The following is an 18,610-nucleotide window of genomic DNA, read 5'->3' on the forward strand; positions in this document are numbered from 1 at the left end:
TTTATTGTTTGCAAAGTTGACTATAGGACAAGTTATTGAAGATGAGACTACAACTTTGCTTTATCTTTAAAGTTCCCCTTCTTATTCAAAGTATCGATGAACCTGCAGTGACGTAGATTCGGCTTTGGGATATTCAAGATAGGATTTTTTTGGGTTTTTACTGGTATAGCGGTACGAACAAAACCTCTTTTCTACGTGAAAACACTCTCCTAGAAGCAAAACTTTAGCAAAACTTATTCAAAGCATGGCTTTGTCAATAACTATCAGCAAAGAGTTTCTATCTACGGGCGTTATAGGCGAAAATTTCCTGTATGAAATGTTCTAAGAAAGTAGCTTTTATAATTTTGTTTGCCTGCTCGTTTATAACAGTTGTTAGCCTCTACTTAATGAGCGGCATTGAACAGTCTCAAATTCAGTCATGGCTAGAGAATTCCGGAGCCTGGGCACCAGTTTTTTATGTGACCAGCTACACCCTACTAACCCTCTTCGTTCTGCCCTCAACACCGCTTAATTTAGCGGGCGGCTTCATTTTTGGCCCCTGGCTAGGCACTTTCTGGACAACAATGGGAGCGCTGATTGCGGCTGTCCTTTCGTTTGCTTTTGCCCGCACAGTTGGACGTGAAATAGTTGCCAAGAGACTGGCAGGCTACTGGCAATCAGTTGATAACGAGATTAAAGGGGGTGGGCTTCCTTATATTTTTGCGATTCGGTTGTTGCCCATCGTTCCTTATGGACTGTTTAACTTTGCAGCCGGACTCACATCAGTCAGCTTTAAGGACTACATGATGGGTACTCTCTTGGGAACGGCACCAGGTCTTTTTCCTTTTGTCATGTTGGGAAGTTCAAGTGCAGCCGCCTTTAAAGCAGGCAATCTTTTTTCTTTAACCTGCGCGCTCATACTTATCAGCCTTTTAGTCATTGCTGCAACTTGGTATCAGCGTCATCGCGGTTCTGCTCAAAAAATAAATCATTAACGCGAAGTCTGCAAAATTAGCGATCGAGAAATAAATCAGACATCAGTACGTCAGCTTACGTTTTACAAACAACTCTTTTCTTCAGTAATAAAGCATATGGCTAAAGTCAAGTTTCTAGATCTAAGCGCTCAAAATCAAAGCATTCGAGCTGAAATTGATGCAGCGATCAAGCGGGTTATAGACAGTAACCAATTTGTTTTGGGGCCAGAAGTAGAGGCTTTTGAGGAAGCTTTTGCTGCTAAGTTAGGCGTCGCCCATGCGATCGCGGTTAACTCTGGCAGCAGCGCCCTGCATCTAGCCATGCTAGCAGCCAATATTGGTCCTGGCGACGAAGTCATTACCGTCCCGATGACCTTTGTGGCTTCAGCCGCCACGATTGGCTATACCGGGGCACGGGCAGTTCTTGTCGATATAGACCCCCACACCTACACTCTCGATCCGACCCAACTAGAAGCTGCTATTACCGATAAAACTAAAGCTATCATTCCGGTTCATCTCTATGGTCAACCGGCAGATATGGATCCTATTTTAGCGATCGCCCGGCGACACAATCTCCTTGTCATTGAGGACGGTGCCCAAGCTCATTTGGCTCAGTATCGCGGTCAACCAGTCGGCAGGCTGGGGGACTTGGGCTGTTTCAGCTTTTATCCCGGTAAAAATTTAGGGGCCTGTGGTGAAGGGGGCATGGTCGTTACTCAAAATGCAGAGTATGCCCGTGAAGTGCGTATCTATCGGGACTGGGGCCAAGACGGTAAGTACAATCACGTTCGCAAAGGCTACAACTACCGCATGGACGCTATTCATGGCGCTGTTCTAGCCGTCAAGCTCAAGTATCTTCAGCATTGGACTGACCTACGCCGAAGCTGGGCCGCTCGATACGATGAGCGTCTAGCTGATAGCACAATTATTCGCCCCGCGGTGAGGCCCGACGCTGATCATGCCTATCACCTATACGCTACCCGTATTCGTAATCGCAATCAGGTGCAGCAGCAGCTAGCGGCAAGAGGGATTGAAACCAACATTCACTATCCTACGCCCGTCCATTTGCTGCCAGCTTACCAAGACTTCGGCTATCAGGTTGGAGACTTTCCCGTAGCTGAACAGCTAGCCAAGGAAGAACTCTCTCTGCCCCTATTTGCTGAAATGACGGCAGCCGAGATTGACTTCGTCAGTGAGTCACTAATTGAGATTACCCAGCAGTCAGCTCAAGAACTGGCCCGGTTCTAACGGCAGCTTCATTGACAAAAGTTGTTTGCTGACTGGCACGGAAACTGCAAATCAAGTGGAAGTTAAAAAGGAAGAGGGTATGGCACTATGGACTCCAGCCAAAGCTTGTACATCGTATTTCCGGTTTTAGACGAAGAAGAACAGCTAGAGGCAACTGTCGTCAAAACCCTAAAATTCTGTCATGACAGCCAGATTGTCAATTACAAAATCTGTATTGCTGATAATGGTTCTACCGATCGAACGGAAGAAATTGGCCTAGCTCTGCAAGAACAATTTGCACAGGTCAGCTACGTGAGATTGAATCAGCGGGGAGTAGGACGAGCTTTAAAGGCGACTTGGTCGGTCTGTCAGGCTGACTATGTTGGCTTTATGGATGCTGATCTGTCGACCAGTTTAAAGCACCTCAAACAGGTCTATGACTTGATCCAAAACGAGCAACCCTTGCTGATTACAGGTTCCCGCTTGAAACGAGGCGCAAAAGTCGAAAAGCGAACTCTGCTGCGCGAAATTATTTCAAGATGCTTTAACTTTTGGCTGCGGGTAAATCTAAGAGTCAAATTTACCGACGGGATGTGCGGCTTTAAGTTTATCCAAAAAAGCTTTTATGAGCAGCTTGCTAGTCAGTTCGAGTTCTCTAATCAGTGGTTTTTTGAAACTGAGCTTTTAGTTCGCGCCGAGTGGCTAGGTGCAGAGATTGTCGATTTACCCGTTCACTGGATTGACGATCCTGAAAACTCACGCTCTTCATCACGTCTAATTAGTCTGATCTTGGAATATTTAGCTGATATCGAGCGGCTGAGACAAGAAAGAAAGGCTTTCTTAAAAGCCCGTAAGCAAAAATATGCGGCAAACTTACGCTCCAATGCTTATAACAGCCGTCTACAATAACTTCTCTAGATTTAGCCGATTTAGAACTAGTCAAACGTTGAGTTAAAGCGATGAGCTATAGTCACATTATCGTCGGTGGAGGCGCATACGGATGTTATTTAGCGCTCAAGCTAACCGAGATAGCCCCAGCCGCTAAGATTCTAATCATAGAGCGTGAAGATGAGTTGCTGTTGCGTGCTTCCTATAACAATCAGGCTAGAATTCACAACGGATATCACTATCCCAGGAGCCTGCTGACAGCGCTGAGATCTAGGGTAAATTTTCCCCGCTTTATTCAAGAGTTTTCCGAATCTGTTGTCAATGACTTTGAGAAGGTCTACGCTTTAGCTTCTCAGCGATCGCAGGTAACAGCAAAACAGTTCTACAATTTCTGTCAGCGGATTGGCGCAGACGCTAAAGTTGCTCCGCCTCGGATCAAAAAGCTATTTAATCATGACTATATTGAAGATGTATTCTTAGCCAAAGAATATGCATTTGATGCTAGAAAGCTCAGAGAGATACTAGCACTGCGGCTAGCGCGTACTAGCGTCACGGTTTTAACGGGTGCAGAAGCAATTCAGGTTGAAAGCCTAAATGACAACAGCCAATCTCAAAAACTATCTTTGCTGGTTGAAAGTCGTCATACTGGGCAAAAGCAAGCGTACCTCTGTGACTATCTCTATAACTGCACCTATGCTAGCCTCAATAGCTTGCTAGCTCGCAGTGGATTAGAAATTATTTCTCTCAAACATGAAGCGACAGAAATGGCTCTTGTAGAAGTTCCTGACTGTCTGCATCACTTGGGCATTACTATCATGTGCGGCCCTTTTTTTTCAGTTATGCCGTTTCCTGATAAGGGTCTATCGACATTTAGTCATGTTAGCTATACGCCTCACTATGACTGGAGAGAGACGGGGCCTCTTCAAACGTTTCGATCGCATCAGCCTGAGTTTCCTTTAAAGAGCAGTTTCAACCGCATGGTTAAGGACGCAGTTCGATATTTACCTTCTTTAGCTAACTGTGTTTATCGCGGGTCTCTTTGGGAAACAAAGACAATTTTGCCTCGTAGCGACGGCGATGATAGCCGTCCTATTCTATTTAAAGAAAATGCTTTAAATTCTAAAGTTATCTCTGTTCTTGGTGGAAAAATTGATAACATTTTTGAATTAGACGAAGCGTTGACTACGCACCATTAATATCTCGGCAGTTGAAATAATTAAGACGGCTTTAGCACAAAGTTAAAAAGGAGATAATTGTGAAAGAAAATACGTTTTTATCTGTTGTCGTTCCTATTGCTGAGGATGGCGACATCCTTGAGGACGCAGTTTACGACATTGCTGATGTAGTCATGCGTAACTATAGCAATTATGAAATAATCCTGGTTGATAACTGCTCTCAGGATCACACGCGATCGCTCTTTGAGAAAATAAGAAAGTCTATAGACTGTATCCGCTATGTACGGCTTTCTAGAAAATTTGGGTTGGAAATTTCAATTGCTTGCGGTTTGGAGCAGGCAATTGGCAACATAATTGTAGTACTGAGACCAGATTGCGATCCGCCAGCTCTGATTCCGGAATTTGTCCGGCGAGCAGAAGCCTGTAGCGGTGTCGTTGTCGGCAAACGGGATGTCTTCAAAGATCGTTCAATCCTTTACTGGTTAGCCTACAACTTCTACTACAGTATTTGTAAACTGCTGCTTGAGAGACCTCATATCTATCAATCTACGCACTTTATTGCTCTTACACGCCCATCATTAAATGCCCTGCTCAAGATTAAGGGAACCTATCGATATTTGCGCGTTTTGAGTATGTATTCTGAGTCTAGAGATAAAGTTAATACATTAAAGTACAGCAGAATTTCTCGCCGTCGTTCAGAACGCCATCGGGATGCGCTATGTCTTCTAAACGAGTGCGTCCTAATGATTACTTCCAATTCGGTCAGACCGCTACGCTTAGTAGGGGCTATATCAATGATCGGTGCTTTGACAAACTTCATCTATTTGCTTTATATCCTAACAAATAAAGCTTTTTTTGACGTTGTGCCTGGTTGGGCCGCTATCTCTTTTCAAAGCTCTATTATGTTTGGCCTGATTCTCTTTGTCTTTTCCATTATTAGCGAGTATATGGCTCGGCTATTATATGAGGTCAAGAGTTCTCCACTCTATTTTATTCAGGAAGAAGTTCAAAGCAATTTCATGGTCAAAGACAGAGAATCTCGCAATGTCGTTTATAAGTAGTTAAAACCGATTTCCAGTTTGCCAGACAAACTTGTTTGCTTCACTTTCAGGCTTAGCTATCAAAAGGCTTCGGCTTAAATTGGGAGCTTGATCCTATGTCGAGTATAAGTATTCGCAAGCTTTTTTCTCGTGAAGTCGCTTGCCTAATCTTGCTTTTAACTGGTTTTTTAATTGTTGGAATTGTAGCTTCCTCAAAATGGCCTATTGTCTGGCGCGACGAAGTTCAGCTACTTGATCCCGCCGCTAATCTGTTTTTTAGCAGAGGTTTTACCTCAGCGGCTTGGTACGTACAAACCCAAGACGAATTTTGGGCGGGTAATGCCCCTCTATTTTCTTTTCTTCTGTATTTGTGGATGCGACTGCTTGGCTTTGGCCTCGTAGAAGTGAGATCTTTGAACTACTTTTTGATAGTTGGCAGCGTTATTATTATTTGGCTAGCAGTTCAGCGTTTTCAGCTAATTAAGCGATCGCTTAACCGCATAGTACTTGTAGTCATTTTGCTCTGCGGCAGCGGTATCACTTTCAACTTTAGAAGCGTACGCTATGACTGCCTATGCATACTTTTAGTTTCCCTTTTGTTCCTGAGTTCTTCCATTCATTCCTCTCGCGCACGTTACTCTCTTTTAGTATTTATCAGCTTCTTTGTTCCGTTTTCAGGCATACAGTTAATTCCTTATATCCCGATTTTAGGAGGGACAATCTTTTTATTCCATCGCCCTTTTTGGAAGAACTTTATAGCTATTTTGATGGGAATGACGCTTGGGGTAGCAGGCTTACTACTTTTTTATCAGCTTCACGGTGTCCTACCTGACTTTATAGCCTCATTTCAAGTCAATGCTAGCACCGCCGCAACTCGATTTTCGGGTGTCAAAGCAGACCCTAGCTTTCGCATTCTATTTGTAACGGCCTGTATTCTTGCTGCCTATCGAGCACTGTTTAGCACTCAAAAGATTTCTTACGTTTTGCTATTTGGCATTAGCCTCAGCCTTGGGGTGCCCACTATCATGTTTTTGCTAAGCAAGTACCCGATTTATTATAGCTGGATGGCATTCATACCGCTCTCTATTTGTATTTGCGCTGAGATTGATGCAATATCTTTATCAGAATTTCCCTTAAAACAGAAAAGATGGTTGCTATTGTTGACCTCGTTGATGCTGCTAACAGCTTGCCTGAGGGGACTGCCAGATCAGCTCTTAGGTATTGTCAACGAGTGGGAAGCAAGAAACTATTCTGTAGTCGAATCCTTTGTCGAGAAAAATGTACCCGCTAATAGCTGGGTCTATTCTGATTATGTCAGCTATTATGCCGCTAAGCAGACCGCATCGACCGTCATTTTGCCTACATACCTCCAATACATTATGCCCGATTTCGAGAAAGAGCAGGTATCTATACTAATTATTGATCCAGAGGCTTTACAGCCTGTCGTGGCAGAACTAGGAGGAACCTGGATTGAAAGCAGTGAAGTTCTTGAGATGAAGTCCCGCAGTTTTTGGGGGGATGCTGAAACGCTTTATAAGCTGCAGGTTTTTGCTAGGACATCGTAATGAGATTTGGCATTGTGTAGGGGGCTATGTAACCTGAAGAATACAGAGGAAAAGCGCAGCCTAATCTACCGCCTGCAAGGCTTTGCTACCCTACGCGATCGCGAATGCCTCCTATCAGCAATTGGGGCTTCCTGGTTAGGAAAAGTCAGAGTGGTATGGCAGCGGCTTTGTGAAGGGTTAAAAACTGTCAGACATTCTTAAAGCTTTAGCAATTTCTGCAAAAGCTCTCTTGTGGGTTTTCTGTAGCCGGTGAAAGAATGAGCATGACGTTGAGCCGCATATTTAGACCCTTCTCAACTTATTGTCAATTTTTCATTCCGCCAGCTATCAGGATAGGTTTTAATGAGCAGCCCCCGCATTGCCTGGTTACTGACCTCTGCTTTCTACTACTGGCATCCGATGCTCAGTCAGCTAGCGCAGCGCGTTCCGGACATGAAGGCATTTGCAGCCAACTGGCGCGGCTATGCTCCCGGCTTGGAAGATAGCTTTGCGGTCGATGTTGTCGGCAAGCGCAAAATTATCCCGCTGCTCAAGTCTAAAACGAGCTACGGTTCCAACTTTACGTTTTTACCGCTCAATATCGTCAACCGTCTCCTGCAGTTTAAGCCCCAAGTAATTTTTTCTAATTCCTTTGGTATGTGGACGCTGCTGGCCCTGCTGGCCAAGCCGATTGGCGGCTGGAAGGTGGTGATTGCTTATGAGGGTAGCTCTCCCGGCGTTGACTATCGCAATTCGCCTATGCGACTGCAGTTGCGACAGCAGATGGTGAAATGGGCGGATGCCTGCATTACTAATAGTCAGGCCGGCCGGGATTACTTAGTTAAGCTGCTGCACGCTCCGGAAGATGGCGTGTTTGTGCAGCCCTACGAGGTTCCGGCAGCCGATGCCCTGGCAGAATCTGAAACGGTAGCGATCGCGGCTCCGGCCAAACGCCCCTGTTTCATCTTTGTCGGCAGCGTCAAGCCGCGCAAAGGGGTACAGCTCATGCTGCAGGCCTGCGTCAAGCTAGCAGAGCAGGGGTACTACGACTACAGCGTCTGGATTGTGGGAGATGGGGAACAGTGCGAGGAACTCCAGACTTTTTGCACAGAGCAAAATCTGAATGAGCAGGTACAGTGGCTGGGCCGCGTAGATTATGACCAGCTTGGCAGCTACTTTAGTCAGGCAGACGTGTTTGTTCTACCGACTCTGGAAGACACCTGGGGCATGGTGGTGCTGGAGGCAATGGTACTGGGTAAGCCCATTCTCTGCTCGACGCTGGCAGGAGCTTCTGAGCTCATTCAGGACGGTGGGAATGGCTATCGATTTGATCCGCGTGATGCCGAGGTCTTTGCCGATCGGATGCGACAGTTCATTGATAATCCAGCCTTAGTCTCTGAAATGGGCCAGCAGTCTCTCGCGGTCATGTCGCAGTACACGCCCGCTGCGGCGGCGGACTTTTTGGTGGATGTGGCAGCATTCACGACAGCGCAGTAGGAGAAGAAATCTGTGACGGCCTTAAAGATTTTAATTTCGGCTTATGCCTGCCGACCCCACGAAGGTTCTGAACCGGGAATTGGCTGGCATTTGGTACAGGAACTGGCGAAGACGCACCAGGTTTGGGTGCTGACGCGGGCGAACAACCAGCCAGCGATCGCGGCTGAGCTTGCTAAACATCCCAACAACAACCTGCAGGTTCTCTACTGTGATCTGCCGCAGTGGCTGCAAAAGCTGAATCGCGGTCAGAAGCTGGTGCATTTACACTACTATCTTTGGCAAATCATTGCCTATCGCTTAGCCCGTCGTCTGCATTCAGAAATTGGCTTTGACTTGGCCCACCATGTCACCTATGTTCGCTACTGGAGTCCCAGCTTTTTGAGCCTGCTGCCGGTTCCCTTTGTCTGGGGGCCTGTGGGCGGCGGTGAGGCAACCCCGCGTGGTTTTTGGTCAGAGCTGAGCCAGCGTAGCTTAATTTATGAACTGCTGCGGGAAGGCATTCACCGGATCAGCGAACTGGACCCTTTTCTGAGAATAACGGCGCGGCGCAGCGCGATCGCCTACGCTACCACCGAAGACACTGCTAGATGCCTGCGGCGTCTGGGAGCCGAGCGGGTTGAGGTGCTGTCGCAGCTAGGACTCTCAGCATCAGACTTATCGCCCTTGGCTGAACTGCCTCCGCCTGCCCAACCTCGCTTGATCAGTATCGGCCGCCTGCTGCATTGGAAAGGGTTTCACCTCGGCCTGCAAGCCTTTGCTCAGGCAGACCTATCCCCTGAAGTTACTTACTGGATCGTGGGCGATGGCCCAGAGCGCGATCGCCTCAGACAGCTAGCCCAAGACTTAGGCATTGGTGAGCGGGTCAAGTTTTGGGGCAAGCTATCTCGCGCAGAGACGTTGCAAAAGCTGGCTGACTGCTCAGTCCTGGTTCATCCCAGCCTGCACGATTCAGGGGCGCTGGTCTGCGCCGAGGCAATGGCGGCGGGGCGTCCAGTGATTTGCTTAGACCAGGGTGGCCCGGCCTTACAGGTCACGGCTGAGACAGGCTTTAAGGTACCCGCCGAGAATCCGGTCCAAGCTGTGCAAGACATGGCGGCTGCCATGTCCTGCTTAGCCCAGGAGGCTGATACCTGGCAGCGCCTGAGTCAGGCCAGCCGCCAGCGCGTGCAGCACGTCTTTAGCTGGACTAGCAAAGGGCAGCAGTTTGATCGCCTTTATCGGCAGCTACTTAACCTGCCAGCTCCTTCAGCTGGGACTCCTGCCGGTTTATCTCAGTCGGCTGCGGCAGCAACGACTCCCAGTCAGCCCCTGTCTGCGGAACTCAGTGCAAAATTAAATCGTGACGAGGTATCTGCGTGAGAAACGTTTTGATGTTTAGCAGCCTGCTGCTGCCCCCTTCTCAGACTTTTGTGCGGGCTCAGGCAGAAAGTTTAGAAGCCTTCACCGCTTACTATGCCGGATCGCGGCGAGTAGAAGGCCTAGCTTTGCCAGAAGAGAGAACTTTTGTGATCAACGCTGGCAGCCAGTCCGGCAAAATGCGCGAGCTGATGTTCAAGCTGACGGGCAAAGACGCGGCCTTTTATCAGCAGGTGCGTCAGGTCAATCCGGCGCTAGTTCACGCCCAGTTTGGCCTCAGTGGCGTACTCTTAATGCCGCTGATGCGATCGCTGGGAGTCCCTTTAATCGTTCATTACCGGGGGGCCGATGCTACGGTTGATGCCAAGCAAGCCCGCTTCGATTCTCTCAACCACTGGCTCTACTATCAGCGCCGCGATCGCCTCAAGCAGAGCGCTCAGAAATTCCTCACCGTTTCCAAGTTCATCCGAGACAAGCTGCTGGAGCAGGGCTTTCCGGCAGATAGAGTTCAGGCCCACTACCACGGCGTCGATATTTCCCAGTTCAACCCTGATCCGTCCTTGCCACGGGAGTCAGCGGTGCTGTTTGTGGGGCGGCTAGCCCCCAAAAAGGGCTGTGACGATTTGATTCGGGCCATGAGCAAGGTGCAGGCCGTGTATCCAGAAGCAGAACTGGTACTCATTGGGGACGGGCCGCTACGCGCATCTCTAGAAGCACTCGCCCGCCAGCACCTCAAGCGCTATCGCTTTCTGGGCGTGCAGCCTCAGCCCGTGGTGCGAGACTGGATGAACCGGGCGCGAGTTTTGGCGGCCCCCAGCGTCACGACGCCAGCAGGCGATTCGGAAGGCTTACCCAACGTGGTGCTAGAAGCGCAGGCGATGCAGTTGCCAGTGGCCAGTACCTATCACGCGGGGATTCCAGAGGCGGTGATCCACGGCGAGACAGGATTTTTAGTTAAAGAGCATGACTGGGAAGGCTTAGCCAGCTACCTGGTGAAGCTGCTGCAAGAAGACGATCTGTGGCAGCACTTTAGTCAGCAAGGGCGATCGCATATGGAAAACAATTTCAATCGCTATCGTCAGACCCGCGCCCTAGAGCGCATCTACGAGGCGGTCTTGGAGCAAAAACCGGCTTTGGTGTAAGCGCTATCAGGCCGAATCAGATCGGCTAATTGGACAATTCTCTGGGAGACTATAAAATCTAGTTTTTTAGAGCTGCATCATGATTGACCTATCTGGCAAAGTTGTTCTCGTAACTGGGGCTTCGCGGGGCATTGGCGCTGCGATCGCCCGCACCCTGGGCGCTGCAGGCGCAAGCGTGATTGTTCATTACGGGCACGATCAGGCAGGGGCTGAACGGACAGCTAGCGCCATTGGCTCGTCTCACCTGGTTCAGGCCGACCTAGCTGAGACAGGAGCGGCAGTAGCTCTTTGGCAGGCCGCGATCGCCTGGCAGAGCCGAGTTGATGTCGTGGTAAATAATGCTGGCATCGCCCCTGCGGCTGGCGTTGCTCCCGCTGCCGATGTTGATGACGACTTTGCGATTTGGTCCCAAGCCTGGCAAAAAACGCTGCAGGTGAATCTGATTGCCGTAGCCGATCTCTGCCGGGAAGCGATCCGTCATTTTCAAGCTCAGGGCGGCGGTACCCTAATCAACATTGCCAGCCGCGCCGCTTTTCGCGGCGATGATCCCGAATATATGCACTATGCGGCGTCTAAAGGTGGCGTGATTTCCCTCACCCGCAGCATTGCCCGTGGCTATGGCCGTGACCATATTCTGGCCTACGCGATCGCCCCTGGCTTCGTACGCACCGAAATGGCAGCAGACTTCATTCAAAAATACGGCGAAGATACCCTCACCCAAAATATTCCGCTAGGGGCGATCGCCTCCCCCCAGGATGTTGCCAATGTCGCGGCCTTCCTCGCCTCCGGCCTCGCCCCCCATGCCACAGGCACTACAATTGATATCAACGGCGCTTCCTACGTCCGGTAAAAAATCTATTGAATAAGCCGTGATGATTAAGCTAGGCGGACTCACAGGGATTCAGGATATTAGCTTTCCTGCTGTCGCTCCACCTAACGGATTAGCCGACAAAGTTGACAACCAGCAGGCCGAGGACAGCCCCTAGAGGAACAAGCTGCCAGGTGGGTACTTTATAGCGAATTAGAGCTACGCCAGCAGCGATGCCGATCAGGGCGGCGACTATGGCATAAGTCAGCGTCGGCTGATCGAGGGCAGCCTGGGCTAAAGGAATGGCGGCAGCGGCGATCGCCCCTAGCACCGCAGGCGTCACTCCCTGCAGAAAAGCGCGGATCCACTGGTTCTGACGAATGCGCAGCAGCAGGGGAGCCGCCAGCATGATGAAGGCAAAAGAGGGCGTGAAAATGGCGATCGCTGCCGTCAGCGCCCCCAAAACTCCGGCCACTTTATACCCCACGAAAGCTGCCGTTAATACCACCGGGCCTGGGGAAAGCTGGCCAATTGCCACGCCGTTGATGAACTCGGTGCGGGTGAGCCAGTGGAGCTGTTCGACTACCTCAAACTCCAGCAGCGGAATAATCACCAAGCCACCGCCGAAGATAAAGCTGCCCACCTTGAGAAAAAACAACGTCAGTGGCAGAAAGAAGTCACCAATCCGCTCTATGCCCCAAAAGCTGGCTAAGGTTAGGCTCTCAGCCGGGGTTGGGGTCAATAGTAAAGGCAGCGGCGGCAGCAGCCAGCCTTTGAACTGGCTAGTTCCCCCGTTAGGACGAAACCAGTAAATCCCCAAAAGTCCGGCGATGATGAACTGGATCAGAACGCTGAGAGAGGTGAAGCTGGTGATCAGAAAAACCGCGATCGCGATCGCACCCCGTCGCCAGTCTCGGATTGACTTCTTGCCCAGCTTCCAGCAAAAGGCCAAGATGATCGCGGTGACGACGGGCGAAATTCCTAGAAAGATAGCTTCTAGCTGCGGCACGCTCTGAAACCGAAAGTAGCCCCAAGCCAGAGCCACCACGATCAAAAAAGCGGGGGCAATAAAGCAGAACCCAGCCACCAGAGCGCCGAGCTGTCCAGCCCGGACATAGCCAATATAGATGCCCATTTGGGTCGAGGCTGGCCCCGGCAGCATCTCGCAAACGGCCAGCCCTTCGGTAAACTGCTCTGGCGTCAGCCAATGACGCCGCACTACCACTTCATCGTTAGCCATTGCAATATGAGCTTGGGGGCCGCCGAAGCCGATGGTGCCCAGTTTGGCAAACAGCTGAGCCAGTTGCCAAAGTCGTTGACTGGGAGGTTCTAGTGGCTCATCAATAGATTCGGACATGTAGCAGTAGCCATAGCGATCAGCCTCAGCCTACTATTTCTGTGCCAGCCGCGTCGGTTTTCCTCAACACCTTGAGGATTGCTTGAATCAAGGGATAAACCCGGTGTTGCCGATCGTGAGCGAGACGCTCACACTCCCTTGCCTTTGGGCAAAACGGTTAGGGAAAAAATGAGATGGAGCTGTGAGCAAGCTATGCTGGCAGCTCCCGTCAGCAGCGACTGCAATTGCCTAGTCGAGGCGGCAGCGCTTGGTGAGGATGACCTTTACTTCACCAGGGCGATCGGTGGGCATCGGTTTGCTCCAGGCGATCGCTTCGGCATAGCCCAGCACGTGCAGGCGGTGAATCTCTAGCCGCACGCAGGGCCAGGGGCCATACATGAGAATGCGCACCTGATCGCCAGAGTCAGATGATTCATGAGCAGGCGGGGCGATCGCGCAGGACGGGCGATCGCTGACGTGGCTTTCTTGAAACATGATTTTTCCCTCTTTTAGGTTTGAGTCTGGGAGGGGAAGGCGGAAAATGAAGGATGAAGGATGAAAGCAGAACGATGAAGTGAAAGGCGCTCAGCCTGTATCACCCCGCCGCTTAATTTCTGCCCTTTGCCTTCTAACTTCTGACTTTTCTCCCGCCTTTCCCTATCCCCAGAATCCAAAAACATAGCCACCCCACAAAATTGCAGCGCAAAGTAGGGTGGCTAAGGGTAAAATCGCCCCTAGACCTGCCCGAACTGCTACCCAGTTTGGGGGGTTCAGGCTCCTGTCGGTGTTTGCCGCACCTTCAGGGGCCGCTAGGTTTTTGAGTCTGTGTGAACGGCTGTAACATTTAGACTGCCACAGCTTAATGAGCAAGTTTAGAATATTGGGCGATCGGCGTCAACAGTGATGTGAAGCTATGCGTCTAAAGGGCTTTTCACGCCGCGCCCCCCTCGGTTGAGTACGTGAGTGTAAATCATCGTAGTCTTGCCATCTTTATGTCCTAGCAATTCCTGTCCTGTACGGATGTCATAACCGTTTTCTAGCAAATGTGTAATCAACATCTTTTATCCGCAAACATAGGCATTCCATCAAGCGCATACCGTTGCCATAGAGCAAGCTAACAGTCAGATGGTGAACACCATCTAAGTAGGCCAAGATTTGTTTGACTTCATGCTGGGTAAAAACGACGAGTAAACGTTCGGTACGCTTTGCGCGTTCAATGTCGTCAATGTAAGGCAGCTCAACTTACAAGACCTGTTTACAGAAGAACAATAGTGCACTTAATGCTGCTATGGTTTGGGTCGAGGCAGCTACCTGTCGCTTGTCGCTAAATGCGATAAGTACGCTCAAATTTTATCGACCCTCATATCTTTTGGATGGCGCTTGTTATAGAAAAGAATGAAATCTCGAATGTAGTGAACGTAAGATTTTTCGGTTTTTAAACTGAAATGCTTGAGTCAGATAAATTACCGTACTTGATCTAGCAGACGAGGCGAATGAGGTTGAGTCATAAGTGTAGATGCAGGATAAGTCCGGTGGCGGAGATATTGTTCATCAGACCTGGCATTGAATGTATAGTTAGGCGTACAAAGACACACACAGGAGAACCAGTGAAGAATTTGATTAAAAAACTGCTTTCCTTACCCGTAGTGGACATAATGTTGCTGCCGCTCGTTTATCCAGCCGCATGGCTATTGAAAAGCATTCGCAAAGTCGGCGTACAGAGGTTGCCGCTCTGTAGAGGTGCATTGATGAATGTAGGTGTATTCCCAATTCGCGATCATTACTTCGAACCACAATTTGATAATCGGAATCCAAGACTAGATTTCGCCCAAGACAGAAATTTGCAAGGAATAAACTGGAACATTCTAGGGCAGTTGAAAATGCTTGGGTCATTTACATTTTCCCAGGAACTCTTAAGCCTTCCAAAAACGAAACAAGAAACCTTGGAATTTCACTTAAACAACGGCGCATTTGAGTCAGGAGATGCTGAGTATTGGTATCAGATAATTCGCGCCATTAAACCAAATAGAATTTTCGAGGTGGGTAGCGGAAACTCCACTCTAATGGCAGTTAAGGCTATCAACAAAAATCATGAAGAAGATCCAAGTTACAAATGCAATCATTGTTGTATTGAACCTTATGAAATGCCTTGGCTTGAGGAAGCCGGAGTGTCTGTAATCAGGAAAAGAGTTGAAGAAGTAGAGTTGTCATTCTTTTCTCAACTAAAAGAAAATGATATCTTGTTTATTGATTCGTCACACATCATACGCCCGCAGGGTGATGTTCTTTTTGAATATCTCGAACTGCTGCCGTCCCTCAATAAAGGTGTGATCGTTCACATTCACGATATCTTTTCTCCCAAGAATTATCCAAAGGAGTGGTTGACCAACGAGGTTAAATTTTGGAACGAACAATATCTTCTTGAAGCATTTCTTTCACACAACGCCAATTGGAGAATTATCGGTGCTCTAAATTTTCTACATCATAATCATTATGAAGAATTTAAAGCGGCTGCGCCGTTCTTATCACCTGAACGAGAACCTGGGTCATTCTATATTCAAAAAGTTGCTTAACAAGGTACCGCTCGGTGAGTTTTGTCGTTATACCGCTGTTCACCCTTAAGAGATATAAAGCAGCGCTAGTAAGAGTTCAAAATGGCTGGGAAAGAGTCAAATAGCTTGATACAAGTACCTGAAATCTATTTCAATGGCATGAGTATTCAGCCTATCAGCAGAATACGGTTCAGATGAAAGTAAGGCGCAGTTGTTTGCCCCGTATTTTGAGCGAGTGAACTAGATACTCTCCAGCGAACGCAAATGCCGGTGCCAAACGGACATTTTCTAGGGTATTGACAAGAGCTGGTAGTGCTGAATCTGTTCTAGCAATATCAGCGAAATACCAGTGAAATCGGAATTGAGTCTCCTCAAAGTGCCTACTTAATGACAGAATTGGGAATTCTTTTATGCCAACCTCTACGAGCCGCTCCAGAATTTCGACATGCCCTAGTTGGGGTCGAAATAGACAAGTTTAGGACTTACAGCGAGTGATTGAAGGGTTCCCCTAGTTCAAGATTCTGGCAAATAGCGCTGTAGCATAGACTGCCAGTCCGATTCGCTCAGTTCTTGTAAAATCTGGCGACTCAGGGGTTCTCGCAGCGGTGAGTTATTCGCCACGGCAAACGTATACTGACTCATTTGGACGCCCGTATCCTCGACTTGGAGTCGCTTTTGAAACGCATTGCGATTCAGCGTTCGCAGCGTAGCTGTACCATAAACAAAAGCATCAATGCGGCCTTGATTAATCGCCTCCAAACCCGCCTCCGGGTTGGAAAACGGCTGGAACTGAATCTGCTCTTGTTGCAGATAGCGAGCTGCTGCAGAATCCGCTAGACTTCCCACCTGCATCGTTCGTAGCTGCTGTACCTGCAACGGCTGAATCCCCTGATTCAGCACCAAAACTGAAGTAATTGAAGCCGTGAGACTTGCAGTGAGGCCCATTGCTACCAACATCCAAAGCAGGGCTAAAATGCGACCTCCAATCGTTTTAGGCGCTTTATCGCCGTAGCCAATCGTTGTCATCGTTACCCCAGCCCACCAGAAGCCATCCCAAATCCCTTTAGCCGGTGACTGGTTGAACATGTCTTCATTAGAGCGGTTTTCCAGCAGCCAGCACAGTAAACCGACAACTATCAAAATTAGAGACAGCCACAGGCAGATTTTCAAAAATTGAAAGGACACGACAGCTCTCACAATCTCCCAAAGTCGTTGCCGTCGCCGGCTGATAACTCCCAGGGTGTCGGTAAAGTAGCTCTGGGTAAAGTCTACCTGGACTTCTCTCGGCGCTGTCGCCGTCACCAAGGCAACGTCGAGGTTGCCTGATTCAAGCTGGGCGATCGCCTGATCGCTCTGAAACTCCTGCCATTGATAATCTAAGTCAAGTTCGTAGGCTACTTCCCGCCACAGGTGAACGCCAATGCCGTCCCAGTCAATTTCTGTTTCAGCGCTGCCCGACTTAATGACCAAAGGCGGCATGGGGCTAAGACCTACTCTTAGCCTGCGGCTGCTAGGAGCTGGCTCAGCCGGTTCGCTTGCAGAGGCTGGCGGCGTCTGGGGAGACGGGGCTATCTGAGCGGAAACCAGTTTTCCCTGAAAAATCAGCGTCAGACAGACAAGCAATGCAATCAAGCTGAATAACCTGCGGCTGGTCCCTAGAGAAAATATCCGTCTGCTTCTTCTGGCTTTCATCAACTTCAACCTACTCAGGTACGGCTCTACTGTGCCTGACCCTGACCTGTTCCCCTACCCTCCAAAGAGAGACGCTAACCGCTAGTGACTACCAGGGCCAAGAGTCTGCTAGTGCTAAAAAGACGTGCAGACCGCGATCGCCCTTTACAATTTGAAAGAGAGCCTGCCTGAAGACAAAAAGTATGACAACGACAACCACCGCCCCCCTAAGCTGGCAAGAACTTGCAGCCCTCACCAACTTTGAGATTGATACCGTTAACGGTCCCACTAATGCCCAGGCCACGCTGCGTCTCTTCGGTCAGGGCGAAGCCGACGTCCGCGTCACCCTCTACCGCGACAATCATGCCTGGTGTCCTTACTGCCAAAAAGTTTGGCTGTGGCTAGAGGAAAAGCAGATTCCCTACCGCATCGAGAAAATCACCATGTTCTGCTACGGCAAAAAGGAGAGCTGGTATAAGCGCAAAGTGCCCTCTGGAATGCTGCCTGCAGTTGAGCTAGACGGTCAGCTTGTCACCGAAAGCGACGATATTCTCTTAGCCCTAGAGCAAGCTTTTGGCCCCTTAGAAAAAGGCATGAGCGATCCGCAAGTTGTCCCGCTGCGACAGTTAGAGCGGCAGCTTTTTCGGGCCTGGTGTCTGTGGCTGTGCTATCCCACTCGCTCAGCGCGGCAGGAGCAGGCCAGTCGGGAGCAGTTTACTAGCGTAGTATCTCAGGTGGAAGCCGCCCTTGCTGCTACCCCCGGCCCCTATTTTTTGGAGAATTTTAGCACCGCTGATGTCATCTTCACCCCCTACGTTGAGCGGATGAACGCCAGCCTCTACTACTACAAAGGCTACTCGCTACGGGAAGAAAATCCGCGTTTTTCTGACTGGTTCGACGCGATGGAGAGTCGCCCCACCTACCGAGGTACTCAGAGCGACTTTCATACCCACGCCCACGACCTGCCTCCTCAGATGGGCGGCTGCTACGCCAACGGCGATCCGCAAACGGCAGCGAACCAAAAACGGGTAGACAGCGGCCCCTGGCTAGGACTGCCCGACGTGAAATACGCAGAGCCAGACACTTCACGCACCGAAGCCCTGCAGCGGGTAATTAAGCACCGGGCCAATATCATTCGCGTCAATCCAGCCGCTGCTGACCTGTTTGATCCAGCCCTGCGCTGTGCTCTGACTCACCTGATGACTGGGGAAGACTGTCCGCCCCCTGCTGGCAGCGATGCCGCCCTGCGGTATCTGCGCGATCGCATCAACGTGCCCCGCGATATGTCCATCTACGCCGCTAAACGACTGCGGCAGGCGCTAGAGGAAACGGCAGTGCTAGCGGGCGATCGCCAAGGGCCAGCTATCCCCACCCGCCACCGCCGCGATCAGGATCCGGTGAATTTTGCAACTGCTTAGAAC

Annotated in this window: 15 protein-coding genes and 1 pseudogene; 12 read left to right on the forward strand and 4 right to left on the reverse strand. The window is 49.7% G+C overall.

Annotated features, from left to right (window positions below; all coding sequences use genetic code 11):
• The first annotated feature begins 311 nt into the window (after positions 1-311).
• The 10 genes from QJQ48_RS16340 (at position 312) to QJQ48_RS16385 (ending at position 11,672) form a co-directional block, all read left to right on the forward strand.
• A complete protein-coding gene (locus QJQ48_RS16340; protein WP_346292310.1) occupies positions 312-974 on the forward strand; it encodes a TVP38/TMEM64 family protein in 663 nt (220 codons plus the stop codon).
• Positions 975-1,070: 96 nt separating this feature from the next.
• Positions 1,071-2,201, forward strand: a complete 1,131-nt coding sequence (locus QJQ48_RS16345) for a DegT/DnrJ/EryC1/StrS family aminotransferase (protein WP_346292311.1) — start codon at positions 1,071-1,073, stop codon at positions 2,199-2,201.
• 87 nt (positions 2,202-2,288) lie between these two features.
• Positions 2,289-3,089 (forward strand): glycosyltransferase, encoded by an 801-nt coding sequence (locus QJQ48_RS16350; RefSeq protein WP_346292312.1) that lies wholly within the window; start codon positions 2,289-2,291, stop codon positions 3,087-3,089.
• A 50-nt stretch (positions 3,090-3,139) separates the two neighbouring features.
• Positions 3,140-4,264 carry an FAD-dependent oxidoreductase gene (locus tag QJQ48_RS16355; protein ID WP_346292313.1) on the forward strand — a complete coding sequence of 375 codons (1,125 nt, stop codon included), beginning with the start codon at positions 3,140-3,142 and terminating at the stop codon, positions 4,262-4,264.
• Positions 4,265-4,323: 59 nt separating this feature from the next.
• Positions 4,324-5,304, forward strand: coding sequence for a glycosyltransferase (locus QJQ48_RS16360; protein WP_346292314.1), 981 nt, complete (start codon positions 4,324-4,326; stop codon positions 5,302-5,304).
• 95 nt (positions 5,305-5,399) lie between these two features.
• On the forward strand, positions 5,400-6,848 hold the full coding sequence (locus QJQ48_RS16365) for a hypothetical protein (protein WP_346292315.1): 1,449 nt from the start codon (positions 5,400-5,402) through the stop codon (positions 6,846-6,848).
• Positions 6,849-7,190: 342 nt separating this feature from the next.
• Positions 7,191-8,324, forward strand: coding sequence for a glycosyltransferase family 4 protein (locus QJQ48_RS16370; protein ID WP_346292316.1), 1,134 nt, complete (start codon positions 7,191-7,193; stop codon positions 8,322-8,324).
• A 12-nt stretch (positions 8,325-8,336) separates the two neighbouring features.
• Positions 8,337-9,683 (forward strand): glycosyltransferase family 4 protein, encoded by a 1,347-nt coding sequence (locus QJQ48_RS16375; RefSeq protein WP_346292317.1) that lies wholly within the window; start codon positions 8,337-8,339, stop codon positions 9,681-9,683.
• An 11-nt stretch (positions 9,684-9,694) separates the two neighbouring features.
• Positions 9,695-10,822: a glycosyltransferase gene (locus QJQ48_RS16380; RefSeq protein ID WP_346292425.1), complete on the forward strand. Its 1,128-nt coding sequence runs from the start codon at positions 9,695-9,697 to the stop codon at positions 10,820-10,822.
• A 79-nt stretch (positions 10,823-10,901) separates the two neighbouring features.
• A complete protein-coding gene (locus QJQ48_RS16385) occupies positions 10,902-11,672 on the forward strand; it encodes an SDR family NAD(P)-dependent oxidoreductase (RefSeq protein WP_346292318.1) in 771 nt (256 codons plus the stop codon).
• Between the two features lie 91 nt (positions 11,673-11,763).
• Here QJQ48_RS16385 and chrA read toward each other — a convergent pair whose 3' ends face one another.
• The 3 genes and pseudogenes from chrA to QJQ48_RS16400 all read right to left on the reverse strand — a co-directional run bounded on the left by chrA (position 11,764) and on the right by QJQ48_RS16400 (position 14,426).
• The gene (chrA, locus tag QJQ48_RS16390; RefSeq protein ID WP_346292319.1) at positions 11,764-12,987 is read right to left on the reverse strand and encodes a chromate efflux transporter; all 1,224 of its coding nucleotides are present in this window, start codon (positions 12,985-12,987) and stop codon (positions 11,764-11,766) included.
• Positions 12,988-13,215: 228 nt separating this feature from the next.
• Complete coding sequence (locus QJQ48_RS16395) at positions 13,216-13,461, reverse strand: hypothetical protein (RefSeq protein WP_346292320.1); 246 nt, start codon at positions 13,459-13,461, stop codon at positions 13,216-13,218.
• A gap of 416 nt (positions 13,462-13,877) precedes the next feature.
• Positions 13,878-14,426 (reverse strand): annotated as a pseudogene (locus QJQ48_RS16400) (phage integrase N-terminal SAM-like domain-containing protein).
• Between the two features lie 147 nt (positions 14,427-14,573).
• Here QJQ48_RS16400 and QJQ48_RS16405 point away from each other — a divergent pair.
• A complete protein-coding gene (locus QJQ48_RS16405) occupies positions 14,574-15,539 on the forward strand; it encodes a class I SAM-dependent methyltransferase (protein ID WP_346292321.1) in 966 nt (321 codons plus the stop codon).
• A 492-nt stretch (positions 15,540-16,031) separates the two neighbouring features.
• Here QJQ48_RS16405 and QJQ48_RS16410 read toward each other — a convergent pair whose 3' ends face one another.
• Complete coding sequence (locus tag QJQ48_RS16410; RefSeq protein WP_346292322.1) at positions 16,032-17,150, reverse strand: ion channel; 1,119 nt, start codon at positions 17,148-17,150, stop codon at positions 16,032-16,034.
• 242 nt (positions 17,151-17,392) lie between these two features.
• Here QJQ48_RS16410 and QJQ48_RS16415 point away from each other — a divergent pair, with 242 nt between their 5' ends.
• Complete coding sequence (locus QJQ48_RS16415) at positions 17,393-18,607, forward strand: glutathione S-transferase family protein (protein WP_346292323.1); 1,215 nt, start codon at positions 17,393-17,395, stop codon at positions 18,605-18,607.
• Positions 18,608-18,610: the final 3 nt, after the last annotated feature.

The sequence above is a fragment of the Sphaerothrix gracilis Ecp01 genome, from assembly GCF_030405905.1.
Taxonomy (GTDB): Bacteria; Cyanobacteriota; Cyanobacteriia; order Phormidesmidales; family Phormidesmidaceae; genus Sphaerothrix; species Sphaerothrix gracilis.

Coding starts and splice junctions, on each gene's coding strand:
- QJQ48_RS16340 (WP_346292310.1), top strand. CDS start 312: ATGAAATGTTCTAAGAAAGTAGCTTTTATAATTTTGTTTGCCTGCTCG.
- QJQ48_RS16345 (WP_346292311.1), top strand. CDS start 1,071: ATGGCTAAAGTCAAGTTTCTAGATCTAAGCGCTCAAAATCAAAGCATT.
- QJQ48_RS16350 (WP_346292312.1), top strand. CDS start 2,289: ATGGACTCCAGCCAAAGCTTGTACATCGTATTTCCGGTTTTAGACGAA.
- QJQ48_RS16355 (WP_346292313.1), top strand. CDS start 3,140: ATGAGCTATAGTCACATTATCGTCGGTGGAGGCGCATACGGATGTTAT.
- QJQ48_RS16365 (WP_346292315.1), top strand. CDS start 5,400: ATGTCGAGTATAAGTATTCGCAAGCTTTTTTCTCGTGAAGTCGCTTGC.
- QJQ48_RS16370 (WP_346292316.1), top strand. CDS start 7,191: ATGAGCAGCCCCCGCATTGCCTGGTTACTGACCTCTGCTTTCTACTAC.
- QJQ48_RS16380 (WP_346292425.1), top strand. CDS start 9,695: ATGTTTAGCAGCCTGCTGCTGCCCCCTTCTCAGACTTTTGTGCGGGCT.
- QJQ48_RS16385 (WP_346292318.1), top strand. CDS start 10,902: ATGATTGACCTATCTGGCAAAGTTGTTCTCGTAACTGGGGCTTCGCGG.
- chrA (WP_346292319.1), bottom strand. CDS start 12,987: ATGTCCGAATCTATTGATGAGCCACTAGAACCTCCCAGTCAACGACTT.
- QJQ48_RS16395 (WP_346292320.1), bottom strand. CDS start 13,461: ATGTTTCAAGAAAGCCACGTCAGCGATCGCCCGTCCTGCGCGATCGCC.
- QJQ48_RS16415 (WP_346292323.1), top strand. CDS start 17,393: ATGACAACGACAACCACCGCCCCCCTAAGCTGGCAAGAACTTGCAGCC.